At 60.7% G+C, this 21,048-nt stretch carries 18 protein-coding genes and 1 tRNA gene; 14 read left to right on the forward strand and 5 right to left on the reverse strand.

Annotation, left to right across the window (positions count from 1 at the left end; genetic code table 11):
* Positions 1–228: 228 nt before the first annotated feature.
* A complete protein-coding gene (rsgA, locus tag ACQRAX_RS17840; protein WP_412040585.1) occupies positions 229–1,260 on the reverse strand; it encodes a small ribosomal subunit biogenesis GTPase RsgA in 1,032 nt (343 codons plus the stop codon).
* Positions 1,261–1,351: 91 nt separating this feature from the next.
* On the opposite strand from rsgA, the gene orn reads away from it, so the two are divergent.
* On the forward strand, positions 1,352–1,894 hold the full coding sequence (gene orn, locus ACQRAX_RS17845; protein ID WP_038615221.1) for an oligoribonuclease: 543 nt from the start codon (positions 1,352–1,354) through the stop codon (positions 1,892–1,894).
* A 100-nt stretch (positions 1,895–1,994) separates the two neighbouring features.
* Positions 1,995–2,606 carry a trimeric intracellular cation channel family protein gene (locus tag ACQRAX_RS17850; protein ID WP_412040586.1) on the forward strand — a complete coding sequence of 204 codons (612 nt, stop codon included), beginning with the start codon at positions 1,995–1,997 and terminating at the stop codon, positions 2,604–2,606.
* A 39-nt stretch (positions 2,607–2,645) separates the two neighbouring features.
* Here the strand turns inward: ACQRAX_RS17850 and queG are convergent, their stop codons facing one another.
* Positions 2,646–3,743, reverse strand: a complete 1,098-nt coding sequence (gene queG / locus ACQRAX_RS17855; protein WP_412040587.1) for a tRNA epoxyqueuosine(34) reductase QueG — start codon at positions 3,741–3,743, stop codon at positions 2,646–2,648.
* 63 nt (positions 3,744–3,806) lie between these two features.
* On the opposite strand from queG, the gene ACQRAX_RS17860 reads away from it, so the two are divergent.
* The 12 genes from ACQRAX_RS17860 (at position 3,807) to ACQRAX_RS17915 (ending at position 18,104) form a co-directional block, all read left to right on the forward strand.
* Positions 3,807–4,667 (forward strand): NAD(P)H-hydrate dehydratase, encoded by an 861-nt coding sequence (locus ACQRAX_RS17860; RefSeq protein WP_412040588.1) that lies wholly within the window; start codon positions 3,807–3,809, stop codon positions 4,665–4,667.
* The gene (tsaE, locus tag ACQRAX_RS17865) at positions 4,655–5,125 is read left to right on the forward strand and encodes a tRNA (adenosine(37)-N6)-threonylcarbamoyltransferase complex ATPase subunit type 1 TsaE (protein WP_412040589.1); all 471 of its coding nucleotides are present in this window, start codon (positions 4,655–4,657) and stop codon (positions 5,123–5,125) included. Before ACQRAX_RS17860 ends, tsaE begins: the two co-directional genes overlap by 13 nt.
* Positions 5,126–5,128: 3 nt before the next feature.
* Complete coding sequence (locus ACQRAX_RS17870) at positions 5,129–6,553, forward strand: N-acetylmuramoyl-L-alanine amidase (RefSeq protein ID WP_412040590.1); 1,425 nt, start codon at positions 5,129–5,131, stop codon at positions 6,551–6,553.
* The gene (gene mutL, locus ACQRAX_RS17875; protein ID WP_412040591.1) at positions 6,550–8,451 is read left to right on the forward strand and encodes a DNA mismatch repair endonuclease MutL; all 1,902 of its coding nucleotides are present in this window, start codon (positions 6,550–6,552) and stop codon (positions 8,449–8,451) included. Before ACQRAX_RS17870 ends, mutL begins: the two co-directional genes overlap by 4 nt.
* Position 8,452: 1 nt before the next feature.
* Positions 8,453–9,424: a tRNA (adenosine(37)-N6)-dimethylallyltransferase MiaA gene (miaA, locus tag ACQRAX_RS17880; RefSeq protein ID WP_412040592.1), complete on the forward strand. Its 972-nt coding sequence runs from the start codon at positions 8,453–8,455 to the stop codon at positions 9,422–9,424.
* Between the two features lie 96 nt (positions 9,425–9,520).
* On the forward strand, positions 9,521–9,781 hold the full coding sequence (gene hfq, locus ACQRAX_RS17885) for an RNA chaperone Hfq (RefSeq protein WP_010221594.1): 261 nt from the start codon (positions 9,521–9,523) through the stop codon (positions 9,779–9,781).
* Between the two features lie 12 nt (positions 9,782–9,793).
* Complete coding sequence (gene hflX, locus ACQRAX_RS17890) at positions 9,794–11,095, forward strand: ribosome rescue GTPase HflX (protein WP_412040593.1); 1,302 nt, start codon at positions 9,794–9,796, stop codon at positions 11,093–11,095.
* Between the two features lie 96 nt (positions 11,096–11,191).
* Positions 11,192–12,352 carry an FtsH protease activity modulator HflK gene (gene hflK, locus ACQRAX_RS17895; protein ID WP_045182152.1) on the forward strand — a complete coding sequence of 387 codons (1,161 nt, stop codon included), beginning with the start codon at positions 11,192–11,194 and terminating at the stop codon, positions 12,350–12,352.
* Entirely contained in the window at positions 12,352–13,221 is an 870-nt protein-coding gene (gene hflC, locus ACQRAX_RS17900) for a protease modulator HflC (protein ID WP_412040594.1), read from the forward strand. The genes hflK and hflC overlap by 1 nt, the downstream gene beginning before the upstream one ends.
* 275 nt (positions 13,222–13,496) lie before the next feature.
* Positions 13,497–14,684, forward strand: a complete 1,188-nt coding sequence (locus tag ACQRAX_RS17905) for an ATP phosphoribosyltransferase regulatory subunit (RefSeq protein WP_412040595.1) — start codon at positions 13,497–13,499, stop codon at positions 14,682–14,684.
* A 54-nt stretch (positions 14,685–14,738) separates the two neighbouring features.
* On the forward strand, positions 14,739–16,031 hold the full coding sequence (locus ACQRAX_RS17910) for an adenylosuccinate synthase (RefSeq protein ID WP_045182160.1): 1,293 nt from the start codon (positions 14,739–14,741) through the stop codon (positions 16,029–16,031).
* A gap of 138 nt (positions 16,032–16,169) precedes the next feature.
* Positions 16,170–18,104, forward strand: coding sequence for a methyl-accepting chemotaxis protein (locus tag ACQRAX_RS17915; RefSeq protein WP_412040596.1), 1,935 nt, complete (start codon positions 16,170–16,172; stop codon positions 18,102–18,104).
* 39 nt (positions 18,105–18,143) lie between these two features.
* Here ACQRAX_RS17915 and ACQRAX_RS17920 read toward each other — a convergent pair whose 3' ends face one another.
* From ACQRAX_RS17920 to ACQRAX_RS17930, 3 genes are all read right to left on the reverse strand, one after another.
* Positions 18,144–19,712 carry an ABC transporter permease gene (locus ACQRAX_RS17920; RefSeq protein WP_412040597.1) on the reverse strand — a complete coding sequence of 523 codons (1,569 nt, stop codon included), beginning with the start codon at positions 19,710–19,712 and terminating at the stop codon, positions 18,144–18,146.
* Positions 19,712–20,725, reverse strand: a complete 1,014-nt coding sequence (locus ACQRAX_RS17925; protein ID WP_412040598.1) for an extracellular solute-binding protein — start codon at positions 20,723–20,725, stop codon at positions 19,712–19,714. The genes ACQRAX_RS17920 and ACQRAX_RS17925 overlap by 1 nt, the downstream gene beginning before the upstream one ends.
* A gap of 174 nt (positions 20,726–20,899) precedes the next feature.
* Positions 20,900–20,986 (reverse strand) — tRNA-Leu (locus ACQRAX_RS17930).
* Positions 20,987–21,048 lie beyond the last annotated feature (62 nt).

Genomic DNA, 21,048 nt, shown 5'->3' on the forward strand with positions numbered 1-21,048 from the left:
TTGATACGTAAGGATCGGATTGTCATTGTTGATTCCTTTCATACTCACGGCATGGAGAGGGTTCGCTGGGTTAGGGCGAACCTGAAAGGCGACAATCAATCAAAGCTGTTATCGCAGCAAGGGACCACTCGCGATAAAGAAGGCCCCTACAACGATTGGTAAATTTTCCTGCAGATCCGTCCTACAAGGCGGGGGTAATGAGGCTCGTTGCGAGCCTCACGCCGCAGGTCAGTAGCTGTCTTGAGGCAGGCTGGCGATAATCGAGCGGTAGCTGTTCATCCGCTGCTGCTGGACCCGGCCGTCTTCGAGGGCCTTGAGCAGGGCACAACCGGGTTCGCGGTCATGTTTGCAGTCACGAAAACGGCAGGTGCCGAGCAGATCGTTGAACTCGATGAAGCCCGCTTCGACATCGGCGCGGCTGACGTGGCCCAGGCCAAACTCACGGATGCCGGGGGAGTCGATTAACTCACCGCCACCTGGGAAGTGGTAGAGGCGTGCGGTTGTGGTGGTGTGGGTACCCTGGCCGGACCATTCGGACAGGTCGCCTACCCGGGTCTGCACCTCAGGCAGCAAGCTGTTGACCAGCGACGACTTGCCGACCCCGGACTGGCCGACGAACACGCTGATATGCCCGTCCAGCTGCTTCTGCAATTGCTGCATGCCATCGCCGTGATGGGCCGAGACTTCCAGCAGTGGATAGCCTAACTGTCTGTACACCGCCAGCAGGGCGTTCAGCGCCGGGGCATTCTGCTCGTTGATCAAGTCAGCCTTGTTCAGCAGCAACAGCGGCCGAATGCCGGCGTGCTCAGCCGCCACCAGGTAGCGGTCGATCAGGTTGGCATGGGGTTCTGGCGCCGGGGCGAAGACGATCACGATCAGGTCGACGTTGGCCGCTACCGGTTTGAGTTGGCCACGACTGTCGGGCCGGCACAGCTCGGTGTTGCGCGGCATTTGCGCAACGATTACGCCGATGCCCTGGTTGCCCGCACGCCAAACCACGCGGTCGCCGGTTACCAGCGCTGGCAGGTTGGCCCGCAAGTGGCAGCGGAACACCTGGCCGGCGTCGTCACCATCCTGCGCCTCGACTTCGACTTGCACGCCAAAGTGGGCGATCACCAGGCCGAGTTGTTCCGGGCCCAGGTCTCCGCCTTCGAGCTCCTTCAGGGTCAGTTGTTCGCGTTTGGCGGCGCGAGCAGCGCGTTCACCCTGGATTTTTTCGATCCGCCAATTTTGGCGGCGATTGAGCTGGCGTTTGGCCATGAAGGTTCCGTGTTCGGCAAGCATTATTAAACGGCGAAGAGTTTAGCACGCTCCACTAGGCTAAACTGCGCACCTACCGAGGAGCAGAATCATGCAGAACCCACAGAACCTGATCTGGATCGACCTGGAAATGACCGGTCTGGATCCGGACCACGACGTCATCATTGAAATGGCCACCATTGTCACAGACAGCGATCTCAACACCTTGGCCGAAGGCCCGGTGATCGCCATTCACCACAGTGACGAAGTGCTGGCGCGTATGGATGAGTGGAATACCCGCACCCATGGCGCCTCCGGCCTGACTCAGCGGGTCAAGGACAGCAAGGTCAGCATGGCCGAAGCCGAAGCACAGACCATTGCCTTCCTTGAGCAGTGGGTGCCAAAAGGCAAGTCGCCGATCTGTGGCAACAGTATCTGCCAGGATCGCCGCTTCCTCTATCGCCACATGCGCGGTCTGGAGAATTACTTCCACTACCGCAACCTCGATGTCTCCACGCTCAAAGAGCTGGCCGCGCGCTGGGCGCCCGAGGTGCGTGACAGCTTCAAGAAAGGCGGCACGCACCTGGCGCTGGACGATATTCGCGAATCGATCAACGAGCTGCGTCACTATCGCGAGCACTTCATCAAGTTCTGATCGCCTTGCCGCACGGGTGTATAGACAATCCGTGCGGCGCCCCCTTTTGGTGCCTGAGGCAACTGGTTAGACTGCGCGCCCCCTTGCACGGATCTGCGCCATGTTGTTGATGCTCTACCTCATTGCAATCACTGCTGAAGCCATGACTGGCGCACTGTCTGCCGGGCGTCGCGGTATGGACTGGTTCGGCGTGGTGTTGATCGCCTGTATCACCGCTCTCGGTGGTGGTTCGGTGCGCGATGTGTTGCTGGGGCATTACCCGCTGACCTGGGTAAAACACCCGGAGTACCTGGTGCTGACCAGTTTTGCCGCACTGATGACCATCTTTATCGCCCCCTTGATGCGCCATCTGCGCTCTTTGTTCCTGGTGCTTGATGCCCTGGGGTTGGTGGCTTTTACCCTGATTGGTTGCATGACGGCACTGGAAATGGGTCAGGGCATGCTGGTGGCGTCGATCAGTGGAGTGATCACCGGGGTGTTTGGCGGCATTTTGCGCGACATCTTCTGCAACGATATTCCGCTGATCTTCCGTCGCGAGCTGTATGCGAGCGTGTCCTTTGCGGCCGCCTGGTTCTATCTGGGCTGCGTTTACTTCAATGTGCCCAGCGAGCAGGCGATCCTGCTGACCTTGTTTGGTGGCTTTCTGCTGCGCTTGTTGGCTATTCGCTTCCACTGGGAAATGCCCAAGTTTCATTACAACGATGAGCACTGAAGCGCTCAGCGGCAAGCTATAAGCTGCAAGTAGGCGGGGTCAGCTTGAAGCCTGTGGCTTGGCGCTTGTCGCTGCTTTCATTGCATGCTGCTCCAGCGCCCACTGCACATGCTCGCGTACCAGCTCAGACGGATAATCCTGGCGCGCCTTCAGCGCCTCCAGTACCGGTATGGTCGAAGGCGCATTGCCCAATCCCACCGCCAAGTTGCGCAGCCAGCGTTCATACCCGGCACGCCGCAACGGCGAACCCTCGGTGCTGTCGAGGAAGGTCTGTTCGTCCCACATGAACAGCACTGCCAACTCCGCGCTATCGAGGTTGTGCCGGGGCTTGAAGTCACTCTCGGCAGTCGGCCGGGCGAAGCGATTCCACGGGCAGACGATCTGGCAGTCATCACAGCCGAATACGCGGTTGCCGATCAGAGGCCGCAGTTCTTCAGGGATCGCGCTTTTCAGCTCAATGGTCAGGTACGAGATGCAGCGCCTGGCGTCCAGCACATAAGGGCCGACAAAGGCTTGGGTCGGGCAGATGTCCAGGCAAGCGCTACAACGACCGCAATGTTCGCTGGCCTGCGGTGCATCGACCGGTAGCGGGATGTCGACAAACAGCTCGGCGAGGAAGAAGTAGCTGCCTGCCTTGCGGTTGAGCAGCAGGGTGTTTTTGCCGATCCAGCCTAGCCCAGCCTGCTCGGCAATGGCCTTTTCGAGGACCGGGGCGCTGTCGACGAAGGCGCGGAAGCCGAAGGGGCCGATGTCTTTCTGAATGCGTTCGGCCAAGTGCTGTACGCGTTTGCGAATCAGCTTGTGATAGTCGCGACCCAGGGCATAGCGGGAGATATAGGCTTTTCCCGGCTGGGCCAGTTGCTGGGCCATGCGTGTGTCGCCGGGCAGGTAGTCCATGCGCAGCGAGACCACACGCAGGGTCCCCGGCACCAGTTGCTCGGGGTGCGAGCGTTTGCTGCCATGCGCACCCATGTACTCCATTTCGCCGTGATAGCCGGCTTCCAGCCAGCGCTCCAGGTGCTGTTCATGCTCAGCCAGATCCACCCCGGCGATGCCGACATGGGCAAAGCCGAGCGCTTTACCCCAGTCTTTGATCGATTGGGCCAACGCGGGAAGATCGGGGGTATCAGCAGACATGGGAAATAAGGCAATACGGACTCAGGTGCGTATAATTCTGCCAGACATCGGAGCCTTTGACCCATGCCTCAGACCAAACACCCTGCAAACGCATCACAGATCCTCAGCAGCGTCACCTTGGTGCCACTCGCGCCGCGCCCGCGCGCGGCGCAAAAAGGCGACTTTGGTCATGTCTTGGTGGTTGGCGGCGATCGCGGCACCGGCGGCGCCGTTATGCTCAGCGCTGAAGCTGCATTGCGCTGTGGTGCCGGGCTGGTTTCAGTGGCTACGCGTAGCGAACAGGCCGCTGCTGTCCTGGCGCGGTTGCCGGAGGTGATGTGCCTGGGCGTACATTCGGCCAACCAGCTGATGACACCTATCGAGCGAGCTTCGGTAGCGGTGGTAGGCCCCGGTCTTGGGCAGGCAGCCTGGGGACGCAGCTTGCTGTCGGCGGTTGCCACTGCGCGGCTGGCGCAGGTGTGGGATGCCGATGCGTTGAATTTGCTGGCACGGGCGCCGCTGGCGCTGGCGGGTGGTTCGATCATTACCCCACACCCAGGAGAGGCAGCCCGGCTGTTAGGGATCGCAACCGAAGCGGTGCAGGCTGATCGAGCGGGCGCGGCACGCAAACTCGCGCGTAAATACGCGGTCGTATGTGTGCTCAAGGGCGCGGGTACGCTGGTGGCTGATCCGGCCGGGCAGCTTGCCCTATGCGAGCGCGGGCACCCGGCGATGGCCGGTGCAGGCCTGGGCGATGTGCTCAGTGGGGTGCTGGGAGCGCTGCTGGCCCAGGGCATGTCGAGCTGGGACGCCGCCTGCCTGGGTGTCTGGCTGCATGCCTGCGCCGGGGAGCGGCTGGCTGTGCAAGGTCGTGGGCTGGCGGCCAGTGATTTGCTGCCGGCGATTCGTCATTTATTGGAGGAGCATTCAGCGTGTCAGGTGTAACCCTGTTTTTGGCCGACGAAGAGGCCATGGTCCGCTTTGGTAACCGTATTGCCGAAGTGACCAAAGGTCACGGCGTGATTTTTCTGGAAGGGGACCTGGGCGCCGGTAAAACCACCTTGTCGCGCGGCATCATTCGCGGTCTCGGGCATACCGGAGCGGTAAAAAGCCCTACCTTTACAGTGGTTGAGCCTTATGAAATCGGCGATATTCGTGCGTTTCACTTCGATCTCTATCGCTTGGTCGATCCAGAGGAGCTGGAGTTCTTGGGTATTCGCGATTACTTCGAAGATGACGCGTTGTGCCTGTTCGAATGGCCCCAAAAGGGTGCGGGTGTTTTGCCAAAGCCCGACCTGACCATTACCATAAGCCCCCAGGCGAGCGGTCGTTCGCTGAACCTGTCGCCGCAGGGGGCACGTGGCGTAGCCTGGTGTGCCACTCTGGCCTTGGAATTCAAATAGAAAATGGGGATAGGTATGCGCATTCGCGCACTGGTTGCGGTCGTAGGGTTGCTGCTTACGGCGGTAACTGTTGATGCTTTGGCCGTCACGCAAGTCAAAAGTATGCGTTTGTGGCGAGCGCCGGATAACACACGTCTGGTGTTCGACCTTTCCGGGCCAGTACAGCACAGCGTGTTTACCCTGACAGCCCCGGATCGTCTGGTCATCGATATCAATGGTGCAACACTGGCCGCGCCGTTGGCCGTGTCGACCTCCAATACCCCGATTACCAGTGTGCGCTCGGCCCAGCGTACACCGACCGACCTGCGGGTGGTCATTGACCTGAGCAAGTCGGTAACGCCCAAGAGCTTTACCCTGGCGCCGAACGCCCAGTACGGCAATCGTCTGGTTGTCGACCTGTTCGACCAGGCCGCGGATGCCGTATCGCCGCCACCAACACCTCCGGTTGCGACCACCCCGGCGGTGCCGGTGACGCCTGCGCAGCCGTCGATCAAGCTAACCCCCGTGCCCAGTGGCAAGCGTGACATCGTGATCGCCATCGATGCCGGCCATGGTGGTGAAGATCCGGGGGCCTCGGGCTCCAAGGGTCAACATGAAAAAGACATCGTATTGTCGATCGCCAAGGAGCTGCAGCGTCAGATCAACAGCGAGAAAGGTTTCCGTGCCGAGTTGACGCGTACCGGCGACTATTTCATTCCGCTGCGCAAACGTACCGAGATCGCCCGCAAGAAAGGCGCCGACCTGTTTATCTCGATCCACGCTGACGCTGCACCGTCCAAGGCGGCCTTTGGTGCTTCGGTATTTGCCCTGTCTGACCGTGGTGCCACCTCGGAAACCGCGCGCTGGTTGGCCGACAGTGAAAACCGTTCGGACCTGATCGGTGGTGCCGGCAACGTCAGCCTCGACGACAAAGACCGTATGTTGGCGGGTGTGCTGCTCGACTTGTCGATGACTGCTTCGTTGAGTTCGAGCCTGAACGTCGGGCAGAAGGTCCTGGGCAACATGGGCCGGGTCACCCCGTTGCACAAGCGGCGGGTCGAGCAGGCGGGCTTCATGGTATTGAAGTCGCCAGACATCCCGTCGATCCTGGTGGAAACCGGCTTTATCTCCAATGCCAACGAAGCGGCCAAGCTCGCGACTCGCAGCCACCAGCAATCGTTGGCACGCTCGATTCACAGTGGTGTACGCCAGTTCTTCCAGCAGAACCCGCCGCCGGGCACCTACATCGCCTTCCTGCGTGACAGTGGCAAGATCGCCCAAGGGCCGCGCGAACACAGCGTTCGCCCAGGCGAAACCCTGGCCATGATCGCTGTGCGTTATCAGGTCAGCGTGGCCAGCCTGCGTTCGGCCAACAGTCTCAAGACTGATGAATTGAAAGTCGGCCAGAGCTTGAACATCCCGACGACTGCCCTGGCGTCTCAGCAATGACCGATAGCGCGCGAATCGAGCTGCTCAGCCCGCGGTTGGCGAACCAGATTGCCGCCGGTGAAGTGGTCGAGCGCCCGGCATCGGTGATCAAGGAACTGCTGGAAAACAGCCTGGACTCCGGTGCCCGACGAATCGATGTAGAAGTCGAGCAGGGCGGGGTCAAGTTGCTGCGGGTGCGTGACGACGGTCGAGGCATCGCCGCCGATGACCTGCCGCTAGCGTTGGCGCGTCACGCCACCAGCAAAATCCGCGATCTGGAAGACCTCGAACGGGTGATGAGCCTGGGCTTTCGTGGTGAGGCCCTGGCGTCGATCAGCTCGGTGGCGCGCTTGACCCTGACCTCGCGAACCCGCGACGCCGACCAAGCCTGGCAAGTGGAAACCGAAGGTCGCGACATGGCGCCACGGGTGCAGCCTGCTGCTCACCCGGCCGGCACCTCGGTCGAAGTACGCGACCTGTTCTTCAATACCCCGGCCCGACGCAAGTTTCTCAAGACTGAGAAAACCGAATTCGATCACTTGCAGGAAGTGATCCGGCGCCTGGCGCTGGCGCGCTTCGACGTGGCCTTTCACCTGCGCCACAACGGTAAGAGCATTCTCAGCCTGCACGAAGCGTTGGATGACACCGCACGCGCCCGACGCGTCGCGGCAATCTGCGGCCCAGGCTTCCTTGAACAGGCACTGCCGATCGAAATCGAGCGCAACGGCTTGCACTTGTGGGGTTGGGTTGGCTTGCCGACCTTCTCGCGCAGTCAGGCTGACTTGCAGTACTTCTTCGTCAACGGCCGTGCCGTACGCGACAAGCTGGTGGCGCACGCGGTGCGTCAGGCTTATCGCGATGTCTTGTTCAACGGCCGGCATCCGACCTTTGTGCTGTTCCTGGAAGTCGACCCGACGGGCGTCGACGTCAACGTTCACCCGACCAAGCATGAAGTGCGCTTTCGTGACGGGCGCATGGTCCACGACTTTCTCTATGGCACCTTGCACCGGGCGCTGGCTGATGTGCGCCCGGAAGATCAACTGGCCGCGCCCGCTGCCAGCAGCGAAATCGTCCGCCCCAGTGGCATACAGGCAGGCGAATTCGGCCCACAAGGTGAAATGCGCCTGGCGGCAAATCTGCTCGAACAACCGCTGGCCGAGCCGAGCGTGCGGCCGCTGGGCGATGGCACTGGCAGTGGCGGCGGTTATCAATATCAGTACACGCCGCGCCCGGCCCAGGCTGTGCCAGCTGCCGAAGCGCAGGGCGTCTACCGCGAATTTTTTGCCCCGCTGAACCAGGCCGCGCCTGCGGTATTGCCCGACAATCAGGGTGATATTCCGCCCTTGGGTTACGCCCTGGCGCAGCTCAAGGGCATCTATATCCTCGCTGAGAATGCCGTGGGTCTGGTGCTGGTAGACATGCATGCGGCTCATGAGCGCATCATGTATGAGCGCTTGAAGGTGGCCATGGCCAGCGAAGGCCTGAGCGGCCAGCCTTTGCTTGTGCCTGAATCCCTGGCTCTGAGCCAGCGCGAGGCCGATTGCGCCGAAGAGCACGCCCAATGGTTCCAACGCCTGGGCTTCGAGTTGCAGCGCCTGGGCCCGGAAAGCCTGGCTATCCGTCAGATTCCGGCACTACTGAAGCAGGCTGAGGCCAATCGTCTGGTTCAGGATGTACTCGCCGACCTGATGGAGTACGGCTCCAGCGACCGCATTCAGGCGCACTTGAACGAATTGCTCGGCACCATGGCCTGCCACGGTGCAATTCGCGCCAATCGGCGTCTGGCCCTGGCGGAAATGAATGGCTTGCTGCGCGACATGGAAAACACCGAGCGCAGCGGCCAGTGCAACCATGGCCGACCGACCTGGACCCAAATGGGCCTGGACGATCTGGACAAACTGTTCCTGCGCGGTCGATGACATGAGTGGCAAACCTCCCGCGATATTCCTGATGGGCCCGACTGCGGCGGGCAAGACCGATCTGGCCATCGAACTGACCAAGGTGCTGCCCTGTGAGCTGATCAGTGTCGACTCGGCATTGGTCTATCGGGGCATGGATATCGGTACCGCCAAACCTTCGAAAGAAGTGCTGGCGGCGCATCCGCACCGTCTGATCGATATTCTCGACCCGGCGCAAAGCTATTCGGCGGCTGATTTTCGTCGTGACGCGTTGGCGGCGATGGCCGACATCACCACCCGCGGCAAAATACCGCTGTTGGTTGGTGGCACCATGCTTTATTACAAGGCTCTGCTCGAAGGCCTGGCCGATATGCCGGCGGCTGATCCGCAGGTGCGCGCCGAGCTTGAGCAAGAGGCTGCACGCTTTGGATTGCAGGGCCTGCACCAGCAATTGGCAGAAGTTGATCCGGAATCGGCAGCGCGGATTCACCCCAATGACCCCCAGCGCCTGATCCGTGCGCTCGAGGTTTATCGGGTCAGCGGCATGACAATGACAGCACATCGCCAGCGTCAATCCGCGGAAAGTAGCGCCGCAGGCCCTTCGGCAGCGGGTCATTTGCCCTATACTGTCGCCAGCCTGGCCATTGCACCGAATGATCGGCACGTGTTGCACGAGCGGATTGCGCTACGATTTGGGCAAATGCTGGAACAGGGCTTCGTTGACGAGGTCCGATTGCTGCGAGCCAGAAGTGACTTGCATGCGGGACTGCCGTCTATACGAGCGGTTGGTTATCGCCAGGTCTGGGATCATCTTGATGGCAAATTAACATCAGTTGAAATGCAGGAGCGCGGCATTATTGCCACTCGCCAATTGGCGAAGCGGCAATTCACCTGGTTGCGTAGTTGGGCTGGCTTACATTGGTTGGACAGCCTGGCTTGCGACAATCTGTCTCGCACCTTGAAATACCTGGGATCGGTCTCCATATTGAGCTGAGTCCTTGCAATTGCCGTCTATCCTTGGGGTGGGGCGGCTTGAGCCATCAGTTTTTCTTTGATTTTTTTACTATTGATCCTTACAGGAGTGCGGCATATGTCAAAAGGGCATTCGCTACAAGACCCTTACTTGAATACTTTGAGAAAAGAAAAAGTTGGGGTTTCGATCTATTTGGTTAACGGCATCAAGCTGCAAGGCACGATCGAATCCTTCGACCAGTTCGTGATTCTGCTGAAAAACACCGTAAGCCAGATGGTTTACAAGCACGCTATCTCGACAGTTGTGCCTGTGCGTCCGATCCGTCTGCCAAGCGCAACCGAATCTGAGCAAGGCGACGCTGAGCCAGGTAACGCCTGATAGGAGTCTGCTTTGTTCTTTGAGCGCCACGGTGGTGGTGAGCGAGCGATCCTCGTTCACTTGGAAGGTCAGAACCCTGAGGCGCGCGAAGATCCGCAGGAGTTTCGGGAGCTGGCACTGTCGGCTGGGGCCGATATTGTCGTGTTCGCCAATGTGGCGCGACATCAGCCCACCGCCAAATACCTGATTGGCAGCGGCAAGGTCGAGGAATTACGCGACCTGGTCAAAGCCGAACAGGTAGATTTGGTGATTTTCAATCACACCCTTACCCCCAGTCAGGAACGTAACCTCGAACGAGTCTTCGAGTGTCGCGTGCTTGACCGCACCGGTTTGATTCTCGATATCTTCGCCCAACGGGCGCGCACCCATGAAGGCAAGCTGCAGGTCGAACTGGCCCAGCTTGAGCACATGAGTACGCGGCTGGTACGCGGCTGGACGCACCTTGAGCGGCAGAAAGGCGGTATCGGTCTGCGCGGTCCGGGTGAATCCCAGCTGGAAACCGACCGTCGTCTGTTGCGGGTACGCCTGCGCCAGATCAAATCACGCCTGGAAAAGGTCCGTAGCCAGCGCGAGCAGGCTCGCCGTGGGCGTAAGCGCGCAGATATCCCGTCGGTGTCGCTGGTCGGCTATACCAACGCCGGCAAGTCGACGCTGTTCAATGCCCTGACCCAATCCGAGGTCTACGCGGCCGATCAGTTGTTTGCGACACTTGACCCGACCTTGCGCCGGCTTGAGCTCGACGATGTCGGGCCGATTGTGCTGGCCGATACCGTGGGTTTCATTCGTCACCTGCCACACAAGCTGGTCGAGGCTTTTCGGGCTACGCTCGAGGAGTCGAGCAACTCGGATCTGCTGCTGCATGTGATCGACGCCCATGAGCCTGATCGGATGGAACAGATCGAGCAGGTCATGGCGGTACTGGGGGAGATTGGTGCAGAAGGCTTGCCGATCCTCGAGGTCTATAACAAACTCGACCTGCTTGAAGGTGTCGAGCCGCAGATTCAGCGCGATGCCGACGGCAAGCCGCAGCGGGTCTGGGTCTCGGCGCGTGATGGGCGTGGCCTGGAACTGGTGGGGCAGGCAATTGCCGAGTTGCTGGGGGATGACCTGTTTATCGGAACCTTGCGCCTTGAGCAGCGTTTTGCGCGTTTGCGCGCGCAATTCTTTGCATTAGGCGCAGTGCAGGGCGAAGAGCACGACGATGAGGGCAGCAGTCTTCTGGCCGTGCGGGTGTCTCGGGTCGAGTTCAATCGCCTGGTCAGTCGCGAAGGTTTGAAGCCGGCGGAATTCATCGAGCAACACACTTTGCAATAAAAGCCCGGCGACGCGGTCGGGCAGCCGTGACAGGCATTCTGTAGCATTGGACGGCGCGCCGTGGGTGCGTCTTTGCTTTATCAGATGGAGAGCGCTATGGCTTGGAATGAGCCGGGTGGCAACTCGAACAATCAGGATCCTTGGGGCGGGCGCCGTGGTGGCGACAAGAAAGGACCACCGGATCTCGACGAGGCCTTCCGCAAGCTGCAGGACAGCCTGAACGGCATGTTCGGCAGTGGTAAAAAACGCGGCGGTGACGGCGGCATCGGCAAGGGCGGTGGCTTCGGCCTGCTCGGCGTCGGCCTGGCCGTGCTGGCAGCTATCTGGCTGTACAGCGCCGTGTATGTGGTCGACGAACAGGAGCAGGCAGTAGTGCTGCGCTTCGGCAAATACTACGAAACCGTAGGGCCGGGCCTGAACATCTACTTCCCGCCAATCGATCGCAAGTACATGGAAAACGTCACGCGTGAGCGTGCCTATACCAAGCAGGGGCAGATGCTCACTGAAGACGAGAACATCGTCGAAGTGCCGCTGACCGTGCAGTACAAGATCACCAACCTGCAGGATTTCGTGCTGAACGTTGATCAGCCGGAAGTCAGCCTGCAGCACGCGACCGACAGCGCCCTGCGCCATGTAGTGGGTTCCACCGCCATGGACAAAGTGTTGACCGAAGGTCGTGAGCAGATGGCCGTGGAAATCAAGGAGCGCCTGCAGCGTTTCCTTGATACTTACCGTACCGGTATCACCGTCACGCAGGTCAACGTACAGAGCGCAGCAGCCCCGCGTGAAGTACAGGAAGCCTTCGATGACGTGATCCGTGCCCGTGAAGACGAGCAGCGCGCCCGCAACCAGGCCGAGTCCTACGCCAACGGCGTGGTGCCAGAAGCCCGTGGTCAGGCCCAGCGGATCATCGAGGATGCCAACGGTTACCGCGACGAAGTCGTCTCGCGCGCCAAGGGTGAGGCTGATCGCTTTACCAAGCTGGTTGCCGAGTACCGCAAGGCCCCTGAAGTGACCCGTCAGCGCCTGTACCTGGACACCATGCAGGAAGTCTATAGCAACACCAGCAAGGTCCTGGTTTCCGGTAAGGATGGCCAGAGCAACCTGCTGTACCTGCCGTTGGACAAGATGGTTGAAGGCAGCCGTACCAGCAGTGCCCCGGTCAGCGTCCCGGCTTCGGCCAACGACGCAGCCAATCGCGCGGCAGCGGAGCTGCAACAGCAGCAAACACAGTTGCGTTCTAGGGAGAGCCGCTGATGAGCAATAAATCGCTGATCGCCCTGATCGTTGGCGTGGTGCTGGCGATCGTGGCCTGGAACAGCTTCTACATCGTGTCCCAGACCGAGCGCGCGGTAATGCTGCGATTTGGTCGCGTGGTTCAGGCCGATGTTCAGCCGGGCCTGCATATGAAGGTTCCGTACGTCAACCAGGTGCGCAAGTTCGACGCTCGCCTGATGACTCTGGACGCTCCAACCCAGCGCTTCCTGACCCTGGAAAAGAAAGCCGTGATGGTCGATGCCTACGCCAAATGGCGGGTCAAAGACGCTGAGCGTTTCTACACCGCGACGTCGGGCCTCAAGCAGATCGCTGACGAACGTCTGTCGCGTCGTCTGGAAAGCGGGCTGCGTGACCAGTTCGGTAAGCGCACCTTGCACGAAGTGGTTTCTGGTGAGCGTGACGCACTGATGGCTGACATCACTGCTTCGCTGAACCGCATGGCCAGCAAGGAGCTGGGCATCGAAGTGGTCGACGTTCGCGTCAAGGCCATCGACCTGCCTAAAGAAGTAAACCGCAGCGTGTTCGAACGTATGAGCACCGAGCGTGAACGTGAAGCCCGCGAGCACCGTGCCAAGGGTAACGAGTTGGCCGAAGGTATTCGCGCCGACGCCGACCGTCAGCGCCGTGTACTGCTGGCCGAAGCTTATCGGGAATCGGAAGAGACCCGCGGTGATGGTGATGCCCAGGCGGCTTCGATCTACGCCAAAGCCTATGGTCAGGATCAGGACTTCTACGCGTTCTATCGCAGCCTCAAGGCCTACCGCGAAAGCTTTGCCAATAAGAGCGATGTACTGGTGCTCGATCCGAGCAGCGAGTTCTTCCGCTTCATGGACAAGCCCAAGCCGTAAGCATGCACCCCGCCGGGCGGCTAAAACGCTTGGCGGGGTGATACTGCGAGAAAACGGGTGTATGATGCGGCAGCCGGGAAATTCCCGGCTTTTTTGCGTCTGCAAGATCGAACGGCCGCAAGCGGTCTCCGGTCTACAGAGCAGCCCAAGGTATTTGAGGGTATCGGCACGGCGGTAACGCTGGAATCAGTGCTGCGCGCTATTGTTTGGCGATACCTGCTTCACTCAAGGCTAGCCTGCGGGCAGGCCGCCCGGACCAAAGGGGAAATGGCGTAATGGCAACGGTAGACCGCTGGCTGCTGCCAGATGGCATCGAAGAAGTACTGCCACCTGAGGCGGCGCGCATCGAAATCGCGCGTCGTCAGGTGTTGGATCTGTTCCAGAGCTGGGGTTACGAGTTCGTCGTGACCCCGCATATCGAGTACCTGGAATCGCTGCTCACCGGTGCCGGGCAGGACCTGGATCTGCGGACCTTCAAGGTTATCGACCCACAGTCGGGTCGGCAGATGGGTTTTCGGGCTGACATCACCCCGCAGGTCGCGCGCATCGATGCGCACACCTTGCGCCGTGAAGGTCCGAGCCGCCTGTGCTACGCCGGTAGCGTGCTGCATGCCCTGCCACGAGCGCTGTCGACTTCGCGTAGCCCGATCCAGCTCGGTGCCGAGCTGTATGGCGACGCCAGCCCGGTCAGCGACGTTGAAGTGATCAGTCTGATGTTGGCCATGCTGCAGTTGGCCGATGTGCCGGATGTGCACATGGATCTGGGGCATGTCGGTATCTACCGCGGCCTGGCCCGTGCGGCTGGTTTGTCCGGTGCGGTCGAGCAGCAGCTGTTCGATGCCTTGCAGCGCAAGGCTATCGATGAAGTGATCGAGCTGACCGCCAATCTGTCAGTAGACCTCGCCGGCATGCTGCGGTCACTGACCGAGCTGTGCGGTGGGCGTGAAGTGCTGGCCGAGGCGCGCGTACGTCTGGGGCGTGCACCAGCAGCTGTGCTGGCGGCCCTGGATGACCTGATGGCAATTGCTGAGCGCTTGGCGACGCGTTACCCCGAGCTGCCCCTGTATTTCGATCTGGGCGAGCTGCGCGGTTACCACTACCACACCGGTGTGGTGTTTGCGGTATTTGTCCCGGGCGTCGGTCAGTCGATCGCCCAGGGCGGTCGTTACGACGACATCGGAGCAGACTTTGGTCGGGCACGCCCGGCCACTGGTTTCTCCACGGATTTGAAGACCCTGGTCACACTGGGGCGGGCCGAGGTTGTGTTGCCGTCTGGCGGGATCTGGATGCCCGACAGCAGCGATACAGCACTCTGGCAGTTGGTCTGCCAATTGCGCAGTGAAGGTCAGCGGGTGGTTCAGGCCTTGCCTGGGCAGCCATTGACTGCCGCCATCGAGGCGGATTGCGATCGGCAATTGATTCAGCAAAACGGGCTTTGGCAGGTACTGCCGCTGGCCATTTGAGATTCCCCGCCGGTACGAGCCGGCGCCAAGTTTGCGCGAATGAGGACAAGTGTTATGGGTAAGAATGTCGTAGTCCTGGGCACCCAGTGGGGTGATGAGGGCAAAGGCAAGATCGTTGATCTGCTGACCGAACATGCTGCCGCCGTAGTGCGCTACCAAGGTGGCCACAACGCTGGTCACACCTTGGTGATCGACGGTGAAAAGACCGTGCTGCACCTGATCCCGTCGGGCGTGCTGCGCGAAGGCGTGCAGTGCCTGATCGGCAACGGCGTGGTGGTTGCACCGGACGCCCTGCTGCGTGAGATCAACAAGCTCGAAGAGAAGGGTGTACCGGTGCGCGAGCGCCTGCGTATCAGCCCGTCCTGCCCGCTGATCCTGTCCTACCACGTGGCGCTCGACCAGGCTCGTGAAAAAGCCCGTGGCGAGGCGAAGATCGGTACTACCGGTCGTGGTATTGGCCCAGCCTACGAAGACAAGGTTGCCCGTCGCGGCCTACGCATCGGTGACCTGTTCCACCGCGAGCGTTTCGCTGCCAAGCTCGGCGAGCTGCTGGACTACCACAACTTCGTGCTGGTCAATTACTACAAAGAGCCTGCAATCGACTTCCAGAAGACCCTGGACGAGTGCATGGAGTACGCCGAGCTGCTCAAGCCAATGATGCTCGACGTCACCGCTGAGCTGCACAACCTGCGTCGCGCGGGCAAGGACATCATGTTCGAAGGTGCCCAGGGTTCGCTGCTGGACATCGACCACGGCACCTACCCGTTCGTTACCAGCTCCAACACCACCGCTGGTGGCATCGCGACCGGTTCGGGCGTTGGCCCTATGTACCTGGACTACATCCTGGGTATCACCAAGGCCTACACCACTCGCGTTGGCTCGGGCCCGTTCCCGACCGAACTGTTCGATGACGTCGGTGCCTTCCTGGCCAAGCGTGGCCACGAGTTCGGTGCTACCACCGGTCGTGCCCGTCGTTGTGGCTGGTTCGATGCTGTCATCCTGCGTCGCGCTATCGACGTCAACAGCATCTCCGGCCTGTGCCTGACCAAGCTGGACGTGCTCGACGGTCTGGAAACCATCCGTATCTGCGTTGGCTACAAGAACGAGAACGGTGCTGTTATCGACGCGCCAACCGACGCCGACAGCTACATCGGCCTGGAGCCAGTGTACGAAGAAATGCCGGGCTGGACCGAGTCGACCCTGGGTGCCAAGACCCTGGAAGAGCTGCCGGCCAATGCCCGTGCTTACATCAAACGTGTGGAAGAGCTGGTCGGCGCGCCGATCGACATCATCTCCACCGGCCCGGACCGCAACGAGACCATCGTGCTGCGTCATCCGTTCGCCTGATCCGCGAATGATGTAAAAGCAAAGGCCCCTTTTTAGGGGCCTTTGTCGTTTCTGTCGGCTGTTCGGCACAACCTTTGCTGTAAGAATCGCTTCAGGGTTGCCATCATTTTAATGGCCCCAGTAGTAGAGGGTTCTTACGTGTCAGCCGTTCTCTCACTGTTACGAAGCCGCCTATTGCGGCCTGTCTTTGTTGCCCTTGGTATCGCTCTTTTGGTGCAGGTGCTGGTTGCGGTTGCGCTGACCCGGAGCACGGTCACCACACTTGAGTCCGACCTGGACAAGCGCTTGGGTGTCGACAGCCAGAAATTGGCCGCTGAGCTTGAGCAGGCCGGGCAGGAAGTCAGTGCCGGGCTCGATAGCCTGTCCGCCAGTACCCGCCAGCGTCTGACTGCCGGGCTCTCGACCCGCCTGCAAGGCGAACAGGCCCAGTTGCGCGCAACCTTGGAGAAGAACCTCAAGGACTCGGCCAATGACATGGCTGAACTGCTGGCCTCGGTTGCCCCTAGAGCCATGTGGGACAATGATGTGCCGACGTTGTCCGAGTTCTCCCGACGCGCCCAGCGCAACCCCAATGTGTTGTTCGTGGTGTATGACGATGCCCAGGGCCAACACCTGACCCGCTACTTGAATCGTCAGAACCCGATCAATCAGGCCTTGCTGGAGAGAGGGCAGGGTGAGAGGGCGCTGGACAAGGTTCTGGATGCTGCGCGCAATGACCCGTCGGTGTACTTCGTCGAAGCCTCGATCAGCCCCAATGGTGTAGAAATCGGCAAGGTGCTGATGGGTGTATCCACCGCCGCGGTGGATGCCGAATTGGTGGCGCTCGACAAGCGTTTCTCGGCGCTGATCGCCAGTGGGGATCAATTGGTCGGCGACAGCCTGGTAGGGGCGGCGGCCGATAGCAATAAGGCCTTGCGCGCGCGCCTGGAGGCTGCGCAGGCGAGTGCCGCTGGCATGCAGGCTAATACCTCACAGAGCGTTCAGAATGCCGCGACAACCCTGCGCTGGAACATCGGCGTCGGTCTGGCCTTGGTCGGTCTTGGCGTCCTCCTGGTGGTGGCGGTGGTGCTGGGGCGGCGGGTCGTCAACAAGCTACGCCTGTTGATTGCTGCGCTGAACGATCTGGCCGCCGGCGAGGGTGATCTGACCAAGCGGGTCAGCATCGACAGTCGCGACGAGATTGGCGACATGGCAGCAGCGGTTAACCAGTTTGTCGACAAGCTGCAGCCGATCGTGCGTGAGGCGGGCGAGGTGGCTCAGCGTACGGGTATCGAGATTGGCGCCATGGCTCAGCGCAATGCGGGGGCCGATGCGGCTGCCGAACTGCAGCGTGACGAAGTAGCGGCGAGTTTGCGCGACTTGTCGGCCATGGCCGATGAAGCCCAGGCCGAGAGCGAGGCCATGCAGTCGGCGCTGCAACAGGTGGTGGATATCCGCCAGGCCACGGATGAAAACACCCGCACCTCGACTCAGGTGGCCAAACTTATTGAAGAGCTGGCTGGGCAGGTGCAGACCGGCTCGAAAGTGATCGAACGCCTGGCGCAGCAAAGTGAACAGATTGAGGTGGTGCTGACCGTGATTCACGGTATCGCCGAGCAGACCAACTTGCTTGCGCTCAATGCTGCCATTGAGGCGGCGCGGGCGGGCGAGACCGGGCGCGGCTTTGCCGTGGTGGCGGATGAAGTACGGGCCCTTGCCAGCAAGACCCAGAGCTCTACGGGCGATATCCAGGCGCATATTGGTGCGTTGCAGCAGGGTGCGAAAGAGGCGGTCGCAGCGATCAGCCAGGCTGGGCGTCAGGCCAGCGAAGGGTTGCTGGTGCTGCGTGACAGTGCGCGCTTGCAGCAATCGGTGCAGGCCTCGGTTGAGCAGGTGCACGCGGCAATTGGCTTGGCTACTCGTGCGGCCGAGCAGCAGGCGCAAGGTGCGCAGGCGGTGCGTGGGCGGGTGCAGACCATCCATGCCCAGGCCGAGCGGGCTGCTGAGGTGGTAATGCAAACCACCGCCAGCAGCAAGGTGCTGGATGATCTGGCGGGGCAGCTCAAGGCTAGTCTGGGGCAGTTCCGCGCCTGATTTCGTGCGCCTCGAGCCTGTGGGGGCTGGTGACACTGCTCAGGCGCGGTTCAGGTACATCCGTGTTGTCAGCAGATACACCGGCAGCCCAGACACCAGAATCAGCAAAGCGGCATACGGGGCGGCAGCAGCAAACTCAACGTTTGCGGTATGCGCCCACACCTCGGTAGCCAGCGTAGTCATGCCTGTCGGACTGAGCAGCAAGGTTGCCGTCAGTTCTTTCATGGCATCCAGAAACACTAGAGCAAACGCCGCCGCCAGGGCAGGGAAGATGATCGGCAGGGTCACCCGGCAGAAGGCACTGAACTGGCTGGCCCCGAGTGTCCGAGCCGCTTCTTCAAGTTGCGGTGCCGCCTTGTGCAGGGCTGTGCGCACCGGGGCCTGGGCCAGTGGCAAAAACAGCAGCGCATAGGCCAGCAGCAACAGCCCGGTGGTCTGGTACAGCGCAGGCACGTAGTGCAGGGCGAAATACACCAGGGTCAGGGCAATCACCAGGCCGGGTAGGGCGTGCAGCAAATAAGGCAGGCGCTCGGCCCAGATCCCCAGGCGACCTTTGTAGCGCACCACCAGAAAGCTCACCGGCAGCGCCAGCAGCAGGCTCAGACCTGCACCACCCAGCGACAGTGACAGCGACGAGAATAAGGCCCGGCTGATGTCGGCAACCGGGAAGGCTGCAGATGAACCGACGCTCAGCCAGTAGCCGAGCATGCCCAAAGGAATCCCGCTGCCCAACACTGCTAGCGTCAGGCAAAACAGCTGGCCCGCCGGCATCCATGCTCGCAGGCGAATCGGCGCACCGCGCCGCGCCACACCTTGGCCAATCCGCACGTGGCGGGCGTTACCGCGCACGCGCAGCTCAAACCACAGCAGCAACAGGCACATGAACAGCAGCACGGCGGAGAGCATGGCGGCATTGGCGTTGCTGAATTCCAGTTCGAATTGCTGGTAGATCGCCGTGGTGAAGGTCTGCAGACCGAGGATCGACAGGGCGCCGAACTCGACCAGCATGTGCAGGGCAATCAACAGGCTGCCGCCGAGAATCGATGGCCACAGCAGCGGCAGCGTGATCTTGAAGAACACCCCCCAGCGATTTTGCCCCAGGGTGCGCGCCGACTCTTCAAGTGAGGTGTCGAGATTGCGCAGGGTCGCGGCCACTGGCAGGAACACAAGCGGGTACTTGGACAGGCTCATCACCAGGATGGCGCCGGCCAGGCCTTCGAAGCGCGGGCTCAGAGATACCCAGGTAAAGCCGCTGACAAAGGCTGGTACAGCAAATGGCAGGCAGAGGATCACACCCCACACGCGTCGCCCGGGCAGGTCACTACGCTCAAGCAACCAGGCCAGTGCCACGCCGAGGGCCATGCAGGCCAGGGTGACTCCTGCCATCAGCAGCAACGTATTGCGCATCAGGCCCCAGACAAATGGGCGCCAGAGCAGGTGTAAGGCTTCGCGCCAGCCAGCTTCCCACGTTTTCAGGGCGACGTAGAGCAGTGGCAGCAGGCTCAGGGCAACCAGCAGCAGAACCGGCAGCACGACCCAGATGGAGGGGCGCTTGCGCTTGGGAATATAGCGACTGGTCGGTTTGATCGCGGGCAGGGCTGCGCTCATTACAGCAGGCCAACTTCGCGTTCGAGTTCCAGGGCTTCTTCGGCGTTACCCAGGTCGGCCGGGGTAATTTTCGGCGGACGCAGGTCTTCGAACGGCTTCAGGCCCTGGTCTGAGACCATGCCTTTGTGCAGCGGATATTCGGCGGTGGTCTGAGTAATCACGCGCTGGCCTTCTTCGCTGGCCATCCAGGCCAGCAGCGCCTGGGCTTCCTTGGGATGTTTGCTGGCCTTGACCGCTGCAGCACCGGAAATGGTCATCAGGCCACCGACGTCACCATCAGCCAGGTAGTAAAGTTTCGAGTCCAGCTGGCCGCGTTCTTTTTTCAGCGCATACCAGTAGTAGTTGTTGACCAGTACGGCCGCTACTTCCCCGTTCTCTACGGCTTTGAGGGCAACCATATTGTTGGTGTAAGTCTTGCCGAAGGCCTTGAGGCCGGTCAGCCATTCTTCGGCGGCGTCACGACCGTGCAATTTGAGGATGGCCACGGCCTGTTCCTGGAAGGCGCCGCTGGTCGGCACAAAGCCGATCTTGCCTTCCCATTCCGGGCTGGCAAAGTCCATGACCGAAGGTGGCAGCTCTTTCTCGTCGATGACCTTGGGATTGAAGGCGACAACGCGGGTGCGTGCAGTCACGCCCATCCAGGTGCCATTACCGGCGACAAATTCCTTGGGCAGCATCTGCAGAGTGGAGTCGTCGATCTTCGCCAGCAGGCCGAGTTCACCCAGGTTGTTCAGAGGTGGTGACTCTTCGGTGTAAATGACATCGGCTGGCGAGCGCTCGCCCTCTTCAATGATCTGGCTGGCCAGCTGGTTGCTGCTACCCTTGCGGATATTGATGTGGACGCCAGTCTTGGTCTCATAGGCCTTGGCGATGGCGTCGCCGATTTCCTTGTGCTGACCGTTGTACAGGGTCAGCGATACCGGGTCGGCGGCCATGGCGGTGGGAGCGCCCAGCACCAGGGCAAAAACAGAAACGGCCAGGCCGCGCAACAGGGGGTTATTGCGGAACATCATGCGGGTGTTTCCTCGCTTGCGGCTACATATCTGGAAACAATGATAAGCGATATTGCTTCTCAAATGCCCTTGTGAAGGGAAATTCATGAGCTGGCTATCGGTTAGTTCGCGAGGGGGTAAGAAATGAGGAGGGGTAGAAACGAAAAAACCCGCTTTCGCGGGTTTGATCTGAATTGGTGCCCAGAAGAAGACTCGAACTTCCACGACCGTAAGGTCACCAGCACCTGAAGCTGGCGTGTCTACCAATTTCACCATCTGGGCATTTCGCTGAGGTCACATGATGCTTCACATCACGTTGCTTCTCAACTATAACGACGGTGGCC

Source organism: Pseudomonas sp. UM16, assembly GCF_050312595.1.
Taxonomy (GTDB): domain Bacteria; phylum Pseudomonadota; class Gammaproteobacteria; order Pseudomonadales; family Pseudomonadaceae; genus Aquipseudomonas.

What these genes read in the sequence shown, in the direction of transcription:
- rsgA (WP_412040585.1), bottom strand. Translation starts at nt 1,260, where the DNA reads ATGGCCAAACGCCAGCTCAATCGCCGCCAAAATTGGCGGATCGAAAAA.
- orn (WP_038615221.1), top strand. Translation starts at nt 1,352, where the DNA reads ATGCAGAACCCACAGAACCTGATCTGGATCGACCTGGAAATGACCGGT.
- ACQRAX_RS17850 (WP_412040586.1), top strand. Translation starts at nt 1,995, where the DNA reads ATGTTGTTGATGCTCTACCTCATTGCAATCACTGCTGAAGCCATGACT.
- queG (WP_412040587.1), bottom strand. Translation starts at nt 3,743, where the DNA reads ATGTCTGCTGATACCCCCGATCTTCCCGCGTTGGCCCAATCGATCAAA.
- ACQRAX_RS17860 (WP_412040588.1), top strand. Translation starts at nt 3,807, where the DNA reads ATGCCTCAGACCAAACACCCTGCAAACGCATCACAGATCCTCAGCAGC.
- ACQRAX_RS17870 (WP_412040590.1), top strand. Translation starts at nt 5,129, where the DNA reads ATGGGGATAGGTATGCGCATTCGCGCACTGGTTGCGGTCGTAGGGTTG.
- mutL (WP_412040591.1), top strand. Translation starts at nt 6,550, where the DNA reads ATGACCGATAGCGCGCGAATCGAGCTGCTCAGCCCGCGGTTGGCGAAC.
- miaA (WP_412040592.1), top strand. Translation starts at nt 8,453, where the DNA reads ATGAGTGGCAAACCTCCCGCGATATTCCTGATGGGCCCGACTGCGGCG.
- hfq (WP_010221594.1), top strand. Translation starts at nt 9,521, where the DNA reads ATGTCAAAAGGGCATTCGCTACAAGACCCTTACTTGAATACTTTGAGA.
- hflK (WP_045182152.1), top strand. Translation starts at nt 11,192, where the DNA reads ATGGCTTGGAATGAGCCGGGTGGCAACTCGAACAATCAGGATCCTTGG.
- hflC (WP_412040594.1), top strand. Translation starts at nt 12,352, where the DNA reads ATGAGCAATAAATCGCTGATCGCCCTGATCGTTGGCGTGGTGCTGGCG.
- ACQRAX_RS17905 (WP_412040595.1), top strand. Translation starts at nt 13,497, where the DNA reads ATGGCAACGGTAGACCGCTGGCTGCTGCCAGATGGCATCGAAGAAGTA.
- ACQRAX_RS17910 (WP_045182160.1), top strand. Translation starts at nt 14,739, where the DNA reads ATGGGTAAGAATGTCGTAGTCCTGGGCACCCAGTGGGGTGATGAGGGC.
- ACQRAX_RS17920 (WP_412040597.1), bottom strand. Translation starts at nt 19,712, where the DNA reads ATGAGCGCAGCCCTGCCCGCGATCAAACCGACCAGTCGCTATATTCCC.
- ACQRAX_RS17925 (WP_412040598.1), bottom strand. Translation starts at nt 20,725, where the DNA reads ATGATGTTCCGCAATAACCCCCTGTTGCGCGGCCTGGCCGTTTCTGTT.